This window comes from Pseudomonas sp. MF08817 (assembly GCF_059862705.1).
On the sequence record NZ_JCBCUY010000008.1, the window covers coordinates 38,773 to 58,512 of the forward strand.

15 protein-coding genes are annotated in these 19,740 nt (G+C 64.0%); 3 read left to right on the forward strand and 12 right to left on the reverse strand.

Features of this window, described 5'->3' with window-relative positions:
• The first annotated feature begins 319 nt into the window (after positions 1–319).
• On the forward strand, positions 320–1,330 hold the full coding sequence (locus AC19YR_RS06855) for an AI-2E family transporter (RefSeq protein WP_095109411.1): 1,011 nt from the start codon (positions 320–322) through the stop codon (positions 1,328–1,330).
• An 87-nt stretch (positions 1,331–1,417) separates the two neighbouring features.
• Here the strand turns inward: AC19YR_RS06855 and AC19YR_RS06860 are convergent, their stop codons facing one another.
• The gene (locus AC19YR_RS06860) at positions 1,418–2,683 is read right to left on the reverse strand and encodes an Hsp70 family protein (RefSeq protein ID WP_500597691.1); all 1,266 of its coding nucleotides are present in this window, start codon (positions 2,681–2,683) and stop codon (positions 1,418–1,420) included.
• Positions 2,684–2,955: 272 nt separating this feature from the next.
• On the opposite strand from AC19YR_RS06860, the gene AC19YR_RS06865 reads away from it, so the two are divergent.
• Positions 2,956–3,903 (forward strand): DnaJ C-terminal domain-containing protein, encoded by a 948-nt coding sequence (locus tag AC19YR_RS06865; protein ID WP_095109518.1) that lies wholly within the window; start codon positions 2,956–2,958, stop codon positions 3,901–3,903.
• 361 nt (positions 3,904–4,264) lie between these two features.
• Positions 4,265–9,325, forward strand: a complete 5,061-nt coding sequence (locus tag AC19YR_RS06870) for a dermonecrotic toxin domain-containing protein (RefSeq protein ID WP_500597692.1) — start codon at positions 4,265–4,267, stop codon at positions 9,323–9,325.
• Between the two features lie 52 nt (positions 9,326–9,377).
• Here AC19YR_RS06870 and ureC read toward each other — a convergent pair whose 3' ends face one another.
• The 11 genes from ureC to urtA all read right to left on the reverse strand — a co-directional run bounded on the left by ureC (position 9,378) and on the right by urtA (position 19,561).
• Positions 9,378–11,078: an urease subunit alpha gene (ureC, locus tag AC19YR_RS06875; protein ID WP_500597693.1), complete on the reverse strand. Its 1,701-nt coding sequence runs from the start codon at positions 11,076–11,078 to the stop codon at positions 9,378–9,380.
• 154 nt (positions 11,079–11,232) lie between these two features.
• Entirely contained in the window at positions 11,233–11,538 is a 306-nt protein-coding gene (locus AC19YR_RS06880) for an urease subunit beta (protein WP_095109415.1), read from the reverse strand.
• Entirely contained in the window at positions 11,535–12,065 is a 531-nt protein-coding gene (locus AC19YR_RS06885; RefSeq protein WP_500597696.1) for a GNAT family N-acetyltransferase, read from the reverse strand. The genes AC19YR_RS06880 and AC19YR_RS06885 overlap by 4 nt, the downstream gene beginning before the upstream one ends.
• Positions 12,062–12,604 (reverse strand): GNAT family N-acetyltransferase, encoded by a 543-nt coding sequence (locus AC19YR_RS06890; protein WP_500597698.1) that lies wholly within the window; start codon positions 12,602–12,604, stop codon positions 12,062–12,064. Before AC19YR_RS06890 ends, AC19YR_RS06885 begins: the two co-directional genes overlap by 4 nt.
• An 8-nt stretch (positions 12,605–12,612) precedes the next feature.
• Positions 12,613–12,915, reverse strand: a complete 303-nt coding sequence (gene ureA, locus AC19YR_RS06895; protein ID WP_095109418.1) for an urease subunit gamma — start codon at positions 12,913–12,915, stop codon at positions 12,613–12,615.
• Positions 12,916–13,074: 159 nt separating this feature from the next.
• The gene (locus AC19YR_RS06900; protein WP_500597700.1) at positions 13,075–13,914 is read right to left on the reverse strand and encodes an urease accessory protein UreD; all 840 of its coding nucleotides are present in this window, start codon (positions 13,912–13,914) and stop codon (positions 13,075–13,077) included.
• A 29-nt stretch (positions 13,915–13,943) separates the two neighbouring features.
• Positions 13,944–14,642, reverse strand: a complete 699-nt coding sequence (urtE, locus tag AC19YR_RS06905; protein ID WP_095109420.1) for an urea ABC transporter ATP-binding subunit UrtE — start codon at positions 14,640–14,642, stop codon at positions 13,944–13,946.
• 78 nt (positions 14,643–14,720) lie between these two features.
• The gene (gene urtD, locus AC19YR_RS06910; protein WP_500597702.1) at positions 14,721–15,581 is read right to left on the reverse strand and encodes an urea ABC transporter ATP-binding protein UrtD; all 861 of its coding nucleotides are present in this window, start codon (positions 15,579–15,581) and stop codon (positions 14,721–14,723) included.
• Positions 15,578–16,657, reverse strand: a complete 1,080-nt coding sequence (gene urtC, locus AC19YR_RS06915) for an urea ABC transporter permease subunit UrtC (RefSeq protein WP_095109422.1) — start codon at positions 16,655–16,657, stop codon at positions 15,578–15,580. The genes urtD and urtC overlap by 4 nt, the downstream gene beginning before the upstream one ends.
• Positions 16,657–18,159, reverse strand: a complete 1,503-nt coding sequence (gene urtB, locus AC19YR_RS06920) for an urea ABC transporter permease subunit UrtB (protein WP_500597704.1) — start codon at positions 18,157–18,159, stop codon at positions 16,657–16,659. The genes urtC and urtB overlap by 1 nt, the downstream gene beginning before the upstream one ends.
• Before the next feature lie 136 nt (positions 18,160–18,295).
• Positions 18,296–19,561 (reverse strand): urea ABC transporter substrate-binding protein, encoded by a 1,266-nt coding sequence (gene urtA, locus AC19YR_RS06925; protein ID WP_095109424.1) that lies wholly within the window; start codon positions 19,559–19,561, stop codon positions 18,296–18,298.
• Positions 19,562–19,740 lie beyond the last annotated feature (179 nt).

The window sequence follows — 19,740 nt, forward strand, 5'->3', positions numbered from 1 at the left end:
TATCATCAACCTGTAACAAATAGTTGCTGCGCCGGGGCCTGCACAAACCGGTGGGGCGAAGCGCGTTGGCCTCTTTGGCGCGCGCAAAGTACCCAGCCATCAGGGCGGAACCTTCAGCCGCCCCACTTTAAAAACCTATATCGCCCCCGAAACCACCCAAAACCGCACACCCAGTCAGGTCGATACCCATGCTCATCGTGGGCGAGCCCGCTTCCACAAAAGCCGCGTAGGTGGGGGGTGGCATCGGCAACGGCCCTGTTCCTGATGCCAGAACGCTGGCAGACTGCCAATCCTTTCACGCCGTTTGTTCTGGGGCTTTATGCCAGTGTTTTCGCAGCGTCATCTGTTGTTTATCAGTTGGGTGATTATTTTCGGTGGGTTGTTGCTGGTGCTGCCGTTGCGGCTGCTACCCAGCCTGTTGGCCGGGTTGTTGGTGTTCGAACTGGTCAACATGCTCACCCCGCAGCTGCAACGCCTGATCGAAGGGCGTCGCGCCCGTTGGTTGGCGGTGGCATTGTTGGGCACCCTGGTGGTGAGTGCGCTGAGCTTGATCTTCGCTGGCGCCATCAGCTTTTTGCTCCACGAAGCGGAAAACCCCGGTGCCTCCCTGGACAAGTTCATGGGCGTGGTGAGCAAGGCCCGCGGCCAGTTGCCGCCGTTTATCGACGTTTACCTGCCGGCCAGCGCCGCGGAGTTTCGCGTGGCCATCGGCGATTGGCTGGGCAAGCACCTGAGCGACCTGCAACTGGTGGGCAAAGACGCCGCGCACATGTTTGTCACCCTGCTGATCGGCATGGTGCTGGGCGCGATCATCGCCTTGCAGCGCATTCCCGACCTGACCAAACGCAAGCCCCTGGCCGCGGCCCTGTTCGATCGCCTGCACCTGCTGGTCCAGGCGTTTCGCAACATCGTGTTCGCGCAGATCAAGATTTCCCTGCTCAACACCTTCTTCACCGGGATCTTCCTGGCGGTGGTGCTGCCGATGTTCGGCGTCAAGCTACCGCTGACCAAAACCCTGATTGTGCTGACCTTCCTGCTGGGCCTGTTGCCGGTGATCGGCAACTTGATCTCCAACACCCTGATAACCATCGTCGGCCTGTCGCTGTCGATTTGGGTGGCGGTAGCGGCGCTGGGCTACCTGATCGTGATCCACAAGCTCGAATACTTCCTCAACGCCCGCATCGTCGGCGGGCAGATCAGCGCCAAATCCTGGGAGTTGCTCCTGGCGATGCTGGTGTTTGAGGCCGCATTCGGCCTACCGGGGGTGGTGGCGGGGCCGATCTATTACGCCTATCTGAAAAGTGAACTCAAATTGGCAGGGCTTGTTTAGCCGCGTAGCGGCGGGCTTGTAGCTGCAAGTTTTAGCTGCAAGCGGCAAGTAAGCGCGGTGCGCGCAGCTTGCCACTCAACGCTGCCCCTATCCGTAACGCTTGCTCGCCTCGATCGCCAAGCCGCTGCCAATGCTGCCAAAGATGTTGCCTTCCACATGGCGGGCGTTGGGCAGCATGGCCGCCACGCTTTGGCGCAGGGCGGGGATGCCGCTGGAGCCGCCGGTGAAGAACACGGTGTCGACCTGTGCCACGCCCACGTTGGCGTCGGCCAGCAATTGGCTGACGCTGTTGCGGATGCGTTCGAGTTGGTTGTCGATGGCCGCTTCGAACATCGCCCGGCTCAGTTCCACGCTCAGGCCCGGTTCGATGCGGTCCAGGGGCAGGTGGCGGTGGTCGTCGTGGGTCAGCAAGATCTTGGTTTCTTCCACTTCCATGGCCAGCCAGTGCCCGGCGCGTTGTTCGATCAACTTGAATAAACGGTCGATGCCGCCGGTGTCTTCGATGTCGTAGCGCATGCTGCCCAGGGCCAACTGGGATTTTTGCGCGTACACCGCGTTGATGGTGTGCCACGTCGCCAGGTTCATGTGTTGGCTGGTGGGCATGTAGGCGCCGCTTTTCATCCGGCTGCCGTAGCCGAACAGGGGCATCACGCCGCCCAGGGAAAGCTGCTTGTCGAAATCCGTGCCGCCCACGTGTACGCCGCCGGTGGCGAGGATGTCTTCGTGGCGGTGGTCGTGCTGGCGGCGTTCGGGGGACAGGCGCACCAGGGAGAAGTCCGACGTACCGCCGCCGATGTCGACGATCAGCACCAGCTCTTCGCGCTCAATGGTGGACTCGTAGTCGAACGCCGCGGCGATCGGCTCGTACTGGAACGAAATGTCCTTGAAGCCGATGGCGCGGGCCACGTCTACCAGGGTGTTTTCCGCTTCCTGGTCGGCCATGGGGTCGTCATCGACGAAAAACACCGGGCGGCCCAGCACCACTTCCTCGAACTCGCGCCCGGCGGTGGCCTCGGCGCGCAGCTTGAGCTGGCCGATGAACAGGCCCAGCAGGTCTTTGAACGGCATCGCGGTGCCCAACACGCTGGTGTCGTGCTTAATCAGCTTGGAGCCCAAGAGGCTCTTGAGCGAGCGCATCAGGCGCCCCTCGTAGCCTTCCAGGTACTCGTGCAGGGCGAGGCGGCCGTACACCGGGCGGCGTTCTTCAAAGTTGAAGAACACCACCGAGGGCAGGGTGATCTTGTCGTCCTCCAGCGCGATCAGCGTTTCCATGCCGGGGCGTAGCCAGCCGACAGTGGAGTTGGACGTGCCAAAGTCGATACCGCAGGCACGGGCTGGAGATTCGTTTTTCATGTCTTTCGGGTTCCGGGCAAAAAACGGCCGCGCAGTGTATGCCAGAGCGCCGCGGATGCGTAGGCCGGTTATCTGCTAAATCACGGGATTAAGCGGCCTTGAAAGACTACTCTGTGCCCCAACCTTGCTGTCATGGCTTGGCAGTGGTGCCGCGTTCAGTAGAAACGCCGTGCGCTGCCGATAACTTTTCAAGCGTTGCGCGGCGCCGCCCCGACGGGGTGTGAGCACGACCGCCGCGCCCGCGATATTGATAACGGATGGTGATTCCCGCGATGGACTTCAAAGACTACTACAAGATTCTTGGCGTCGAGCCGACGGCGGACGACAAGACGATCAAAGCCGCGTACCGCAAGTTGGCGCGCAAGTATCACCCTGACGTGAGCAAGGAAAAGGACGCCGAAAGCAAGTTCAAGGACGCCTCCGAGGCCTATGAAGCGCTCAAAAGCGCCGACAAGCGCGCCGAGTACGACGACCTGCGTAAATATGGCCAGCATGGCCAGCCGTTCCAGGGCCCGCCAGGTTGGCAGAGCCGTGGCGGCGCCGGCGGTTTCGGCGGCCAGGACACCGGTGATTTCTCGGACTTTTTCAGTTCGATCTTCGGCTCGCGCGGCGGTGGCTTCAACGCCGGCCAGTCGGGCCGCAGCGCTGGGCGCCGGGGCCAGGACGTAGAGATGGAGCTGCCGGTGTTCCTGGAAGAAACCCTGTCGGGGGAGTCGAAGAAGATCAGCTTCCAGATCCCCCAGCACAACGCGGCGGGGCAGCACGTCAGCAACACCAGCAAGAGCCTGAGCGTGAAGATTCCCGTCGGGGTAAGCGATGGCGAACGCATCCGCCTCAAGGGCCAGGGCGCGCCCGGCAGCGGCGGGGCGCCCAATGGCGACCTGTACCTGACCATCCGTTTTGCGCCCCACCCTAAATTTGAGGTCGAGGGCGAAAACCTGGTCATCACCCTGCCGCTGGCGCCGTGGGAACTGGCGTTGGGCGCGGAAGTGGCGGTACCCACCCTGACCGGCAAGATCAACCTTAAGGTTCCGGCCGGCAGCCAGAACGGTCAGCGCATGCGCGCCAAGGGCCACGGTTTGATGAACAAGTCCGGGCAGCGCGGTTATCTGTTCGTGCAGCTCAAGGCCGTGATGCCCAAGCAGGCCAGTGACGAGGTCAAGGCGCTGTGGCAGCAATTGGCCGATAAGGCCGCGTTCAACCCACGCGAGCATTTCTAAGTTCGCGCCACGGCCGCCGATACACAGCCAGCCCCGAACGCCTAGCGCTCGGGGCTTTTTATTGGGTAAGCGAACTAACGGTGTTTTTTTCAACGCCGATCAAAAGCGGTAATTAGTTGTTTTTCTAACTTTAAATATCGAAGGGAAGTTGTGCATTACCCAAGTGCATGAGCAGTTTTTTTCGCGTTTTTTTTGCCAGGGTTATGGCTAGGGTGAAGTTCGACTTTTTTGTTTGGACACTCAGTTAATGTCAGCCCCAATCGATATCAATGTCACCTCTGCAACGTCTTCCGTGCCGGCCTCGTACAAGGGGAGACATTATGGATTCATCGAAAAACAGATCCCTGCCTGGTACAAAAAAATGCGCCCTGAACGCCAACAGGAGCTGCACACCGCGCCCTGGCAGGTAGGGCAGTGGTACACCGGTGCGGCGCCTGCCCTGCGCTCGCGCCTGCATAACCGCCACGAAGTGTTCCGCACGGCCCTGGATGATCTCGAAGCCACCCTGGCAAACCTTCAGGATGTACGGGCGTTTTGTGCGCCGTTGCTGGCTCAGGCGATAACGGAGCACTTCGGCCAGACCCTGGATGTGAACCAGGTGAGCTTCGCCCGCAAATTTCGTCGAGGTGTGGCGGGTGAGAGCTCATTGGGCGGGTTATTGGTGTTTCAGACGGGCAATGAGTGGCAGGCGGATGACTTTTATATAGGCACCAGCTTGTTGCACGCCGCACTGGGTAATTTCGAGGCCGTCGATGCTCGGCGCAGTGAATGTGAAGATTGCCGGGTGATTACCCGCTTCAACTTCAATCAGGGTGATATTCAACCGGATCGGGCGGCGGTTCTCGGCCAGCGGGTGGCGATCGAACCCCACGCCTTCGCCCAACTGTGCCGGGAGTTGGATCTGGGCCGGCGGTATCAGGAACACCTGAAGGCGGTGCTCGCCCCGGCCGATCCGGCCCAGGCGATTCGTCTGCGCGACCAAGTGCGGGACAGCCAGCAGCAGATGCTGGCGGTGTATACCCAGGTGGGCTACATGCAGCGTGCCGTGGCCCCGGGCAGCGAAGGGGGGCTGGGCGACGATACCTATCGCATGCTCCAGGAAACCCTGAGCGGCAACACACAGGTGCGCATCAAGGATCGGCCCGTGGTTTACAGCGAGTTGAAGGTGCTGGGGGTGCCGATGAGCGGCATTCTGTTGATCGGCCCCGAGCGCGACGACAGCACGCGAGTGGAGCCGTTGCTGGTGTACATCCCCGGCGACCCGCTGCAACCGTTGCGCGAGTACGACTCCTCCAGCGCCTTTATGGTGGACCTGAGGGAGCGCCTGCATGGGTTCCAATACCGGCGTTTTTTCAGCCGCTTCGTGCCGCTTGGCCAGCAAGGCGAGTTTTTTGCCGCCCTCCAGCGGCAACTGGACCCTCAGTTGCATCACGACAAAGGCGATGACTTCACACCGCTGCCCAAGCGGTTGCCGCTGCATATCGAGGATGTGCCCATCCAGGGGCCGCTATGGAGTTATCTGGCCCAGGCGCAGCTCAACAAGATGCTCACAGATGCCCGGGCCGTGGCGGTGGCGACGGCGGATGCCGACACCCTAGCCCTGATAAAACACCTTGAAGGCTTCGCCAATACCGTCATGGACGTGCTCAACCTGGCTGCGTTCTGGGTGCCCGGCTTGGGCGCGTTGATGATGGCGGTGGGCGCGGGCCAGTTGGCGTCGACGGTTTTCGAGGGCATTGAGGATTGGGAGGACGGCCAGACCCGGCAGATGTGGGCGCACTTCTCCAGCGTGCTGCTCAACCTGGGGGCGGTGGCGACGGGGGCGGTGGTCCTCCCGGCGGTGCGCACCACGCCTTTTGTCGAGGGCATGCAGGTGGTGGAAACCGCCGAAGGCCAGAGCCGTCTGTGGAACCCGAGCATCGATGCCTACGAGCATCCGATAGACCTGCCGCCGACTTCCTACCCCAACGCCGAAGGTTTACATGAGCATTCGGGCAAGACGCTGCTCAAGCTTGAGGGACGTACCCTGGCCTTGAAAAAAGACTCCGTGCCAGGCAGCTACCGCCTCCAACACCCCACCCGGGCCCATGCCTATCAGCCGCGGATCCGCACCAACGGCCACGGCGCCTGGGTGCACGAGGCCGAGCGGCCCCTGGCCTGGCGCCAGCCGCTGTTGATGCGCCGCCTTGGGTTGCCGGGGGGCGAAACCCTGAGTGACGAACAGCTTGAGCAGGTGCGTGTCGTCAGCGGCGTGAGTGAGGACGAGTTGCGTCGGGTGCATGTGGAAAGCGAGCCCACTCCAGCCATCGTGCTCGATACCGCTCGCCAGTTTCGCGCCTACGCCGATGCCGTGAAGGTGGGCGAGCAGGTGCGCGGGGCGAAGATGTCCAGCGCCCTTTGCACCTATGCCGCGCAGATGATGACGCAGTTGCCGGGCTGGCCGGCCGGCAAGGCGATTGAAGTGTTCGAGCAGGTGGGCCAGGCGCGCAATGTCATCCGCTATGGCAGCGCCACGGTGCTGCCCGCCGATATCGTGCCCATCAGTCGCCTGGACCTGATGCAGGGGCAATTATCACCGCGGGTGCTGGCCAGCCTGAACGAGGAACAGATCAAGTCGGTCCTGGGCCAGTACGTGCCCCGTGATGCGCTGCAACGCAGTAAAACATTGGACACGCGCCTGGCCGACCACATCGACCAGCACCGCTCGCGCCTGTTCATGGGGCTGTACCTGGCCCAGCAACCCGTCGCCGACCCGCTGGTCCAGAGCTGGCAGCGCTCATTCCCCAGCCTGTCCACTCATCAGGTGCAAGAGTTACTCGCCCAGGCGCTGCCCAGTGAGCTGGCGCAGATTGCCGACACTGGGAAGATCCCCCTGCGCCTGGGCGAGCAAGCGCACCGGATGTTGCGCCAGATGCGTGAAGTGCAGGCCTACGAAGGGTTGTACCTGGACGCCCTGGCCGGCCCGGATACCGAGCGCCTGGTGCTGCACACCCTGGAGGCGTTACCCGGTTGGATCGATAACCTGCGCATTGAAGTGCGCGAAGGCGGCCTGACGGGCGAGTTGCGGGCCGCTTTCGGTTCGCCCAGTGCCGAGAACCGAAAGGTGTTGGTGCGCCTCGCTGATGGTTGCTACCAGGCTTACGACGGCCAGGGAAACCAGTTGCACGGCGTCGATGACCTGTATGCCAGCTTGCAGCACGCCTTGCCGGACAAGCAGCGAACGGCGCTCGGCTCGCCCCATGTGGGGCAAGGCGAGCAACTGCGGGCGTTGATCCAGAAACACGTGCTGCCCCGGGACAAATTGCGCGTGGTACTCAATATGCGTGGTGAGGGGCGCCGCTTCTTCAATGCACCGCAGCGCCTGCCCGGCGGGCGATTGGGCTACCCGCTGGCGGGAGGCGGGGGGACCGATTGGGAAGAGGTGCTCCACTCAAGAGTGCAGACCCTCTACCCGCGAATGACCGAGGAACAGCGTCGAGCGTTTATCCTGCACCGCGGTGTGACCAGCGATGAGTGGCTTGTGGGCCTGGAGCAAGACTACAAGCGCTTGGTGCATAGGCTAGGTGTCTGGGCCCATCAAGACATTGAAGGGGTGGGCGCCAAGGGCAGTGAAGAATATACGCAGGCACGACAAGCCAGGCGAAGAGTCGCCAAGGCCATCAAGGACGCCTGGCAGATGATTGGACCGCAGTATTACAGCCCCACCGAGGGCCTGATTGGCATGGAGCTCTCGCTGTCGCAGGAGAGCCTCGCAGGCCAGCTCTCGACCCTGCCGGTGCTGGACGTCAACTTGGACCATGTACTGAGCGTCGATCTGTCGCAGACCGGGATCAGCGATGCGGACATCGGGACCTTCCTGCACAACTTCCCCAAGCTGCGCGATCTCAACCTGGAGGGCAACGAGTTGACCGCCTTGCCCCAGGCGCTGGCCGGCATGCGCCAGTTACGGGTCTTGAGCCTGTCGGATAACGACATCACCCTCACCCTCGATTCCCAGGCCATGCTCAAGAAACTCGGCTACCTGTTCATCCTCGAACTGGGGGGCAACCCCCTTGAGCTGTCGCCAGACATCAGCCGCATGCCAGGCCTGGAGCTGCTGTCCCTGCCCGATACGGGCCTCGACACCTGGCCCACCGGCCTATTCGCGCAACCGCGGGCGCGAACGTTTCAGCTGGACCTGAGCTACAACCCCATCGAGCGTATCCCCGAGGTTGCCCCCGGCTCCGACCGGGCTCAGGTCCTGGCCCGCAGCCAACTGAGCCGGGAAAACCTGTCGCCTGCCAATGAGCGGCAGATGCGCCTCTACATCGAGTCGGTAGGGCTCGATCCGAACCGGCGTTTCTCACCCCGAGGGCAACTGGACAGTGGCCATTGGCGCTATGGCCTGAGCGCGGATCAATGGCTGGACAAGCAGCCGATCTGGAATGCTGTGGAAGAGTCGCTGGGCAGCGAGCACTTTTTTGATGAGCTGCGCAAACTCTCCCAACTGATTGACGGTGTACCCAGCCTTAGGCCCGACCTGACGACCAAGGTCTGGCGCATGCTGGAGGCGATGCAAGGTAATACGCAACTGCGTGAAAAACTGTTTCTCATGGCGGCGTTCCCTACCAATTGCGTAGACGCCGGGGCGCAGTTGTTCAATGCCATGGGGGTGGAAGTGATGCTGCACGAAGCCTATGCAATCCCCAGCAAGTCCTTCGCCACCCTGGAAGTTTTCGAGCTGGCCAAGGGTAAGTCGCGCCTTGACGAACTGGGGCGCATCGCCCATCGCAGGGTGAGCGAGTTGCAAGACGAGGGGCGCCACTTCCCCGAATACGACGATGAGGGCGCCTTGGTCCAGCGTTACGACGCCCAGGGGCGCGGGGTCAAATCCATCGACGAAGTGGAAATCCACCTGGCCTACGCTACCGCCCTGGCCGACCCCTTGGACCTGCCCTGGCAAACCCGGGAAATGCAGTTCAATGAGCCGGATGTGACACCGGCCATGATCGAATCGGCGCGGACCCGGGTGCTGGCCCTGGAGGAGGGTGACCAACTGCGCGACAGCGTGATCGAGCAGCAGTTCTGGTGCGAGTACCTGGAAGGCCTCTACCCCGATTCGTACAAAGACCTGGGCGGCAAGAGCCATGCGCTGAGCGACTTGCAAGTGGCGCGCGCGACGTTGGCCGACGACGGCAACCTGGCAGACGCGGAAAAGGCCCGCCTGCGCCAAACCATCGAGTCATCGGCCAAGGTGCTGGGCAAGGCCGTGGACCGCCGATGGTTCGAGCACCCCATGAGCGCGCAGGAGTACGAAGAAGCATTCAGGAGCCTGGGCGTGCAATTCATGCAAGTGCACAGAGCCCTGACCGACAAAATCATGGGCCGCAGCGCCGCCAGCCACGACGAGCCCCCTTTGGTACATCCCATCATCGTCCCTTGAGGCCAAGGCCTGGGCGCCGACTTTCGGGGCAGCGCCCATAGGGGAGATGCCCTCAAAACAGAAAATAGCGCTGGGCCATGGGCAGCACCTCCGCCGGTTCGCACCACAGCAGCACGCCGTCGGCCTTGACCTGGTAGGTCTGCGGGTCGACGTCGATGTGGGGCAGGTAGTCGTTGTGGATCAGGTCGGTTTTGCGCACGTTGCGGCAGCCCCGAACCACGGCGATTTTCTTTTGCAGCCCCAGGGCCTCGGGCAACCCGGCGTCCAGCGCTGCCTGGCTGATGAAGGTCAGGCAGGTGGCGTGCCGCGAGCTGCCGTAGCTGGCGAACATCGGCCGGTAGTGCACCGGTTGCGGCGTGGGGATCGAGGCGTTGGCGTCGCCCATCAGGCTGGCGGCGATGGCGCCGCCCTTGAGGATCAGCGTCGGCTTGACCCCGAAAAACGCCGGGCGCCAGAGCACCAGGTCGGCCCATTTACCCACTTCCACCGAGCCCACTTCATGGCTGATGCCGTGGGTGATCGCCGGGTTGATGGTGTACTTGGCGATGTAGCGCTTGGCCCGGAAATTGTCGTTGCCCGCGCCGTCGCCCGGCAGCGGGCCACGCTGTTTTTTCATCTTGTCGGCGGTTTGCCAGGTGCGCGTGATGACCTCGCCGACCCGGCCCATGGCTTGGCTGTCGGAGCTAATCATGGAGAACGCGCCGAGGTCGTGGAGGATGTCTTCGGCGGCGATGGTTTCGCGGCGGATGCGGCTTTCGGCGAAGGCCACGTCTTCGGCGATGCTCGGGTCCAAATGGTGGCAAACCATGAGCATGTCCAAGTGCTCGTCGATGGTGTTGCGGGTGAACGGCCGCGTCGGGTTGGTGGAGCTGGGCAGCACATTGGCCAGGCCACAGGCCTTGATGATGTCCGGCGCGTGGCCGCCACCGGCGCCTTCGGTGTGGTAGGTGTGGATGGTGCGGCCCTTGAACGCGGCGAGGGTGGTTTCCACGAAGCCCGACTCATTGAGGGTGTCGGTGTGGATCGCCACCTGCACATCGAACTGGTCGGCCACGCTCAGGCAGTTGTCGATGCTCGCCGGCGTGGTGCCCCAGTCTTCGTGGAGCTTGAGGCCGATGGCGCCGGCGCGGACTTGCTCGATCAGCGGCTCGGGCAGGCTGGCGTTGCCCTTGCCGGTGAGGCCGATGTTCATGGGGAAGGCGTCGGCGGCCTGGAGCATGCGCGCCAGGTGCCACGGCCCCGGCGTGCAAGTGGTGGCGTTGGTGCCGGTGGCCGGCCCCGTGCCGCCGCCGATCATGGTGGTCACGCCGCTCATCAGCGCCTCTTCGATCTGCTGCGGGCAGATGAAGTGGATGTGGGTATCGACGCCACCGGCGGTGAGGATCATGCCCTCACCGGCAATCACCTCGGTGCTGGCGCCGACGGCGATGGTCACGTTGGGCTGGATGTCCGGGTTGCCGGCCTTGCCGATGGCGGCGATGCGCCCGTCCTTGAGGCCGACGTCGGCTTTGACGATGCCCCAGTGGTCGATAATCAGCGCATTGGTGATAAGGGTGTCCACCACCTCGGCAGCCAGCAACTGGCTCTGGCCCTGGCCGTCACGGATCACCTTGCCACCGCCGAATTTCACTTCCTCGCCATAGGTGGTGAAGTCCTGCTCCACCTCCACCCACAACTCGGTGTCGGCCAGGCGCACCTTATCGCCCACGGTGGGGCCGTACATATCGGCGTAGGCTTGGCGGGAAATTTTCATAGATAAATTCCTGGGGTTAGCTGCAAGTTTTTAGCTGCAAGCGGCAAGTAAAAGCGGAGCGTAGCGGCAAGTTTTCAGCGGCCAGCTTCAAATAAAAAGCAACGTGAGAGCGCCGCGTACTGCGCTTTCTTGCCGCTTGAAGCTTGCCGCTGCCCTACAGGGGCCCCATTACCCGCCCGGCAAACCCGAACACCCGCCGCGCGCCGCCCAGCTCGACCAGTTCGACGCTGCGGCGTTGCCCCGGCTCGAAACGCACGGCAGTGCCTGCCGGGATGTTCAGGCGCATGCCACGGCTGGCGGCGCGGTCGAAGGTGAGGGCGTCGTTGGTTTCAAAAAAATGGTAGTGCGAGCCGACCTGGATCGGCCGGTCGCCGCTGTTGGCCACGGTCAGGGTCAGGGTGCGGCGCCCGGCGTTGAGTTCGATATCGCCGGGTTGGATCAGGTATTGGCCAGGAATCATGCCGCAGGCCCCAGGGTCTTGAAGTAAATGGCGGTCGGGCTGTAGCGCCCGTCCGGGCTTTGGCAGTAGTCGGGCAACTCGCCCACCTTGGTGTAATGCAACGCCTGGTAGAAGGCTTCGGCCGGTGAGCCGGCCTCGGTGTCCAAGTACAGCAGGCCGCGCCGCTGCTGGTGCGCGGCCTGCTCCAGGGTGCGCATCAGTTGCTGGCCCAGGCCATGGCGGCGGGCTTGGCTGTGCACCAGCAGTTTTTGCACCTCGGCGCGGTGGCGGCCGTTGGCTTTCTGGCACAGGGCCAACTGCACGCTGGCGACCACCCGCTCATCGCGCAGCACCACCCACAGCAGCAGGCTGGCGTCTTCGATGCTGGCCTGTACGCCGGTGAAGTAATCACGGGCCTGGGCCTCGTCCAGGTCAGCCATGAAACCCACCGACGCGCCGTGGTCGACCGCATCGAGCAGCAGTTCCTCCAGGCCCTGGCGGTAGTAGGCGAAGCTTTCGGCGTTGACTTGGCGTACCTGGGCGGTCATGGCGCGGCCTCCTGGGCGCTGGCCGGCGGCGGGGCGCCGGGGTTGAGGATCAGTTGCATAAAGGTCAGGTCCAGCCAGCGGCCGAACTTGACCCCCACTTGCGGCATCTGCCCGGTGGTGACGAAGCCCTGGCGTTCATGCAGGCGGATCGAGGCGGCGTTGCCGCTTTCGATGGCGGCGACCAGCACGTGTTTGCCGCAGGTTCTGGCGCGTTCGATCAGCGCCGCCATCAACTGTGGGCCGAGGCCGTTGCCGCGTTGGTCGCTGCGCACGTACACCGAATGCTCGACGCTGTGGCGAAAGCCCTCGAACGGCCGCCAGTCGCCGAAGGAGGCGTAGCCCAGCACGCTGTCGTCGGCGTCGGCGATCACCAGGATCGGGTAGCCCTGGGCCTGGCGCGCGCTGAACCAGGCCTGGCGGTTGCCCAGGTCCACCGGTTGGTCGTTCCAGATCGCCGTGGTGTTGAGCACGGCGTCGTTGTAGATGTCGCGCAGCGCCGGCAGGTCGGCGTGCACCGCGTCGCGGATGCGGTAGGTCATGGTGCGCCTCAGGCGATGGGTTGGTGGACGGTGACCAGTTTGGTGCCGTCGGGGAACGTGGCTTCGACCTGGATCTCGGGGATCATTTCGGCGATGCCGGGCATCACCTGGTCGCGGCCGAGCAGGGTGGTGCCGTAGTGCATCAACTCGGCCACGGTCTGCCCGTCACGGGCGCCTTCGAGCAGCGCCGCCGAGATGTAGGCGATGGCTTCCGGGTAGTTGAGTTTCACCCCCCGGGCCAGGCGCCGCTCGGCCACCAGGCCGGCGGTGAAAATCAGCAGTTTGTCTTTTTCGCGTGGGGTCAGGTCCATGGCGGTTCCGTCAAAAAGTGTTCAGTTGGCTGCGCAGCGGTGTGGGCGTTCGGTGAGCACCCGGTGGGAGCGGGCTTGCCCGCGATGGCGTCAGTGCAGGCTACATCGCCATCGCGGGCAGGCTCGCTCCCACAGCACCCACCCTGATAAAGCCCTTGTTCATGTGGCCCAGATTCTCGGGGCCACGGCTTCGCGGCCCAGTAGGGCGGGGCGCAGCAGTTTCCATAAATCGATCAGCCAGTTGCGCGCCAGCAGTGCTTCGCCGGCCAGGCAGCGGGCCACCAGCAGGCCGGGCAATTGGGTCAGGTCGCCGCGCACGGCGTTGGGCAATGAGCGGCAGGCGTGCAGCAGGTCGCTGTCGATCTCGCCGGTGGCCAGCAGGGTGGCGAACACCGGTTGCCCGTCCAGGCCGATGGGCGAGTCGAGCAAACCGTCGTCGCCCTCGATGCGCAGGCGTTCGTGCCACAGCAACCGGCCGTCGCGGCGGATATCCAGGTGGGCCTGCAAGTGCCCCAGGTCGAAACGTTCGCCACTGGCCGGGCGCCCCAGCGCCACCACGTCCCAGTAGAACAACCGGGCGTCGCCGTGCAGTTCGATGCGGGTGTGCAGTTCGGCTTGGGCGGCGCTGAACACGATGGTTTCCTGGGGCAGCCATTCCAGGGTGGCGCCCGTCTCGACCTGCAAATGCAGGCTTTGGTAGGCCGGGCTCGCTGCGCGATACCACTTGGCCGCGCCGGGGCTGGTGAGCTGGGCCCAGGCGTGGGCGCCGACGTGGGCGCGGATGGCCAGGCGATCACCGCCGGCAATCCCGCCGGGCGGGTGCACGATGATGTGTTGGCACACCTGGGGGCCTTCGGCGTACAGGTGTTTTTGCACCCGCAGCGGGCCGAGGTGGCGGCGCAGGGTCGGGCGCGTGCTGTCGCCAAAACGCGCGTAGCCCAGCTCCAGCTCGGCGTGCCAACTGGGGGTGAACAGGGCGGTGGGGGCGGGCAGGTTCATGGTCTGGGCTTGGCTCGGTTGGCAGCAGGTTAGATGGTAACCAGGCCGCGTACACCCTCGGCTTGCATATTTTCGCCACGGCCCTGCTGCACGATCTCGCCCCGGGACATCACCAGGTACTGGTCGGCCAGTTCGGCGGCGAAGTCGTAGAACTGCTCCACCAGCAGGATCGCCATGTCGCCCCGGGCCGCCAGTTGCGCGATGACGGCGCCGATTTCCTTGATGACCGAGGGCTGGATGCCTTCGGTGGGCTCGTCGAGGATCAGCAAGCGCGGGCGGCTGGCCAGTGCCCGGCCAATGGCCAGTTGTTGTTGCTGCCCGCCCGAGAGGTCGCCGCCGCGGCGTTGTTTCATTTGCAGCAGCACCGGGAACAGTTCGTAGATAAAGGCCGGCACCTCTTTGGCCTCGCTGGCAGGAAAGCGCGAAAGGCCCATCAGCAGGTTTTCTTCCACGCTCAGCCGGCCGAAAATCTCCCGGCCCTGGGGCACATAGGCGATGCCTGCGTGTACCCGTTGGTGCGGCTTGAGCCCGGTGATCGGCTGGCCCTCCCACCGCACCGCCCCTTCCTTGGCGGGCAACAGGCCCATCAGGCACTTGAGCAGGGTGGTCTTGCCCACGCCGTTGCGCCCCAGCAGGCACGTGACCTCACCGACCTTCGCCTCAAAAGACAGCCCCCGCAGGATATGGCTGCCGCCGTAGAACTGATGCAACTGATCGACTTGCAACATATAGGCGTTCCTAGTGATTGAGCTGCAAGTAAGAGCAAACGCAAAAAAAACAGCCCCGCCCCTAACTTGCCGCTGCTCTCATCTTCCTAAATAAACTTCGATGACCCTGTCGTCGGCCTGTACCTGCGCCAGCGAGCCCTCGGCCAACACCGCGCCCTGGTGCAGCACGGTGACGTGGTCGGCAATCGCGCCGACAAAGCCCATGTCGTGTTCCACCACCATCAGCGAGTGTTTGCCCGCCAGGCGTTTGAACAGCTCGGCGGTGAATTCGGTTTCGGCGTCGGTCATGCCCGCCACCGGTTCGTCGAGCAGCAGCAGTTGCGGGTCTTGCATCAGCAGCATGCCGATTTCCAGGAACTGCTTCTGGCCGTGGGACAGGAGCCCCGCCGGGCGATGCACCGAGGTGCTGAGGCCGATGGTGTCGAGCACTTCGCCGATGCGCTCGCGTTGTTCGCCACTGAGGCGCGCGCGCAGGCTGGCCCATACGGATTTATCGGTTTTCTGTGCCAGTTCCAGGTTCTCGAACACGCTCAAGGCCTCGAACACCGTGGGTTTCTGGAACTTGCGCCCGATGCCTGCCTGGGCGATCTGCACTTCGTTCATGTGGGTCAGGTCCAGGGTTTCGCCGAACCAGGCCTGGCCGTGGCTGGGGCGGGTCTTGCCGGTGATGACGTCCATCAGGGTGGTTTTGCCGGCGCCGTTGGGGCCGATGATGCAGCGCAGTTCGCCGACGCCGATGTACAGGCTCAGGGCATTGAGGGCCTTGAAACTGTCGAAGCTGACGCTGATGTCTTCCAGGGTCAGGATCGTGCCGTGGCGGGTGTTCAGGCCCTTGCCCGCCGCTTGGCCCAGGCCGATGGCGTCGCGGCTGCTGCCGGCGTCCTTGTTCGCGTCGAGGATAGGTTCAAGCATGAATTGCGCGGTGGCCGTGACGCTCATTGTTCGCCCCTTTTTTTCAGCAGCCCGATCACACCCCGGGGCAGGTACAGGGTGACGAGGATGAACAGCGCCCCAAGGAAGAACAGCCAGTATTCGGGGAAGGCCACGGTGAACCAGCTCTTCATGCCGTTGACCAGCCCGGCGCCCAGCAGCGGGCCGATCAGGCTGCCACGCCCGCCGAGGGCGACCCACACGGCGGCTTCGATGGAGTTGGTGGGCGACATTTCGCCGGGGTTGATGATGCCCACTTGCGGCACGTACAGCGCCCCGGCCAGGCCACACAACACCGCGCTCAACACCCAGACGAACAGCTTGAAGCCGCGCGGGTCGTAACCGCAGAACATCAGGCGGTTTTCCGCGTCGCGCAGGGCCGTCAGCACACGGCCGAACTTGCTCTGCGCCAGGCGCCAGCCGAGCCACAGGCTGGCCACCAGCAACAGCACGGTGGCGCCGAACAGGGCCGCCCGGGTGCCGGGCTCGGTAATGCCAAAGCCCAGGATCGTGCGGAAGTTGGTGAAGCCGTTGTTGCCGCCAAACCCGGTTTCGTTGCGGAAAAACAGGAGCATGCCGGCGAAGGTCAGGGCCTGGGTCATGATCGAGAAGTACACGCCCTTGATCCGCGAGCGGAACGCGAAAAAGCCGAACACCAGCGCCAGCAGCCCCGGCGCCAACACCACCAGGCACAAGGCCCAGAGGAAGTGGTCGGTGCCGGCCCAGTACCAGGGCAGTTCGTTCCACGACAAAAAGGTCATGAACGCCGGCAAGCCGTCGCCCGAGGCCTGGCGCATCAGGTACATGCCCATGGCGTAGCCGCCCAGGGCGAAGAACAGGCCGTGGCCCAGGGACAGCATGCCGGCATAGCCCCACACCAGGTCCAGGGCCAGGGCGACGATGGCGTAGCAGAGGATCTTGCCCACCAGGGTCAGGGTGTACGCCGAGACATGCAGGGCATGCTCCGGCGCCAACAGCGACAGCACAGGCAGGGCCAGCAGCGCCAGCAACACCACGGTGCCCACCAGGGCAGTGACCTTGGGGCCGGCCTTTTGGCTGGCGGTCAGTAATAAAGGCTGGTTCATCAGTCGATCACCCGTCCTTTGAGCGCGAAGAGGCCTTGCGGACGTTTCTGGATAAACAGAATTATCAGCGCGAGGATCAGGATCTTGCCCAGCACCGCGCCGATCTGCGGTTCCAGGATTTTATTGGCGATGCCCAGGCCGAACGCGGCCATGACGCTGCCGGCCAACTGGCCGACGCCACCGAGCACCACCACCAGAAAGGAGTCGATGATGTAGCTCTGGCCCAGGTCCGGGCCGACATTGCCGACCTGGCTCAGGGCCACGCCGCCGAGGCCGGCGATGCCCGAGCCCAGGCCAAAGGCGAGCATGTCCACACGCCCGGTGGGCACGCCGCAGCAGGCAGCCATGCTGCGGTTCTGGGTGACGGCGCGCACGTTCAGGCCCAGGCGCGTTTTGTTGAGCAGCAGCCAGGTGAGCGCCACCACGCACAGGGCGAAGGCGATGATGACGAGGCGGTTGTAGGGCAGCACCAGGTTGGGCAGCACCTGCACGCCGCCGGAGAGCCACGCCGGGTTGGCCACTTCGACGTTCTGCGCGCCGAACAGCAGGCGCACCAGTTGGATCAGCATCAGGCTGATGCCCCAGGTGGCGAGCAGGGTTTCCAGGGGCCGGCCGTAGAGGTGGCGGATCACCGTGCGTTCCAGGGCCATGCCAATGGCGGCGGTGACGAAAAACGCCACCGGCAGCGCGAGCAACGGGTAGAACGCGATGGCTTCGGGCGCCCAGCGCTGCATCAGCCATTGCACGCCGTAGGTGGCGTAGGCGCCGAGCATCAGCATCTCGCCGTGGGCCATGTTGATGACCCCCAGCAGGCCGAAGGTGATCGCCAGCCCCAGGGCCGCCAGCAGCAGGATCGAGCCCAGGGACAAACCGCTGAAGGCCTGGCCGAGCACTTCGCCCAGCAGCAGTTTGCGCTTGACCTGGGCCAGGCTGGTTTCGGCCGCGGTGCGCACCGCGGCGTCGTTTTCTACGCCGGGTTCCAACAACGTTTCAAGGCGCGTGCGGGCCAAGGGGTCGCCGGTTTCCCCCAGCAGGCGCACGGCGGCCAGGCGCACCGCCGGGTTGGCGTCCACCAGTTGCAGGTTGGCCAGGGCCAGGCTCAGGGCGGCGTGGACGTCGTCATCCTGCTCGGCGGCCAGTTGCCGGTCGAGCCAGGCCAGTTGCGCGGGCGTGGCGCTTTTTTGCAGTTGCCGGGCGGCGGCCAGACGCAGCGTGGCGTCGTTGGTGAGCAGTTGATGGCTGGCGCGGGCGGTGTCGATCAGGCCGCGCAGGCGATTGTTCAGGCGCAGGGTTTTGGGCTGGCCGTCCACGGTCAGCGTGCCCTGCTGGAGGCTGTCGAGCAGGGGCCCGCGTGCAGGCTCAGGCTGCGCCGCCCAGGCTTGCAGCAAGCGGGCCTGTTGCGCCGGGTTGGCGCCGGCAAAGTCCTCGGCCTCGCCGGCGTGCGCGGCCAGGGGCAGCAGCAGGGCGAGGGCGAGCAGAACGCGGTAAAGGGCAGTGGGCATAGTCAACAACCTTGCAGGGAACCGGGTGGGAATAAGCCTGAGAGCAAGGGCCAGCGGGACTGTGTGGGAGCGGGCAGGCCCGCTCCCACATAAGCCCTTCCCACACAACCTTTGCCTCGCCAATCAGCGGCTGCACTCAGTTGCTCTTGACCGCATAGTCCGGCTTCTTGTCGTTGCCCGGGATGTACGGGCTCCACGGTTGGGCGCGGATCGGGCCTTCGGTTTGCCACACCACGGAGAACTGCCCGTCGTTCTGGATCTCGCCGATCATCACGGGTTTGTGCAGGTGATGGTTGCTCTTGTCCATGGTCAGGGTGTAGCCCGACGGGGCGGCGAAGGTTTGCCCGCCGAGGGCTTCGCGGACTTTGTCGACGTCGGTGGACTTGGCTTTTTCCGCGGCCTGGGCCCACATGTGGATGCCCACATAGGTGGCTTCCATCGGGTCGTTGGTCACGGCTTTGTCGGCGCCCGGCAGGTTCTTGGCCTTGGCGTAGGCTTTCCACGCGGCGACGAATTTTTCGTTGGCCGGGTTTTCTACCGACTGGAAGTAGTTCCACGCCGCGAGGTTGCCCACCAGCGGCTGGGTGTCAATGCCGCGCAGTTCTTCTTCGCCCACCGAGAAAGCCACCACCGGCACCTCTGTGGCCTTGAGGCCCTGGTTGGCCAGTTCCTTGTAGAACGGCACGTTGGAGTCGCCATTGACGGTGGAGATCACGGCGGTCTTGCCGCCGGCAGAGAACTTTTTAATGTTGGCGACGATGGTTTGGTAGTCGCTGTGGCCGAATGGCGTGTAGACCTCTTCGATGTCCTTGGCGGCCACGCCTTTGGCCTGCAGGAAGGCGCGCAGGATCTTGTTGGTGGTGCGTGGGTAGACGTAGTCGGTGCCCAGCAGGAAGTAGCGCTTGGCGCCGCCGCCTTCTTCGCTCATCAGGTATTCCACCGCCGGGATCGCTTGCTGATTGGGCGCGGCACCGGTGTAGAAGACGTTGGGTGACATCTCTTCGCCCTCGTACTGCACCGGGTAGAACAGCAGGCCATTGAGTTCCTCGAACACCGGCAACACGGATTTGCGCGACACCGAGGTCCAGCAGCCGAACACCACGGCGACCTTGTCCTGGGTCAGCAATTGGCGGCCCTTTTCCGCGAATAGCGGCCAATTGGAGGCCGGGTCCACCACCACCGCTTCGAGCATCTTGCCGTTCACTCCGCCCTTGGCGTTGATCTCGTCGATGGTCATCAGGGCCATGTCTTTGAGGGAGGTTTCGGAGATCGCCATGGTGCCGGACAACGAATGCAGGATCCCGACCTTGATGGTCTCGGCGGCCTGGACGGTCCAGGTCATGCCCATGGCGGCAATCGATGCCGACAGGGTGAAAGCCTTGAGCAAGCTACGACGCTTCATTGTGCGATCTCCGTGATCTCGAATTTTTTAAAGGGGCGGACAGCAACGCTGCAAGGCCTTTTGCAAGGGCTGTGCCTGAATGGCCGGGGGCGGTGTTTGACGGGGTTTGGCCCGTGGTGTGGCGCGGGCATGCACCAATTGGGGGCCTTTGGCGAGGCGGGGTGCGTGGCGGCGCGCCG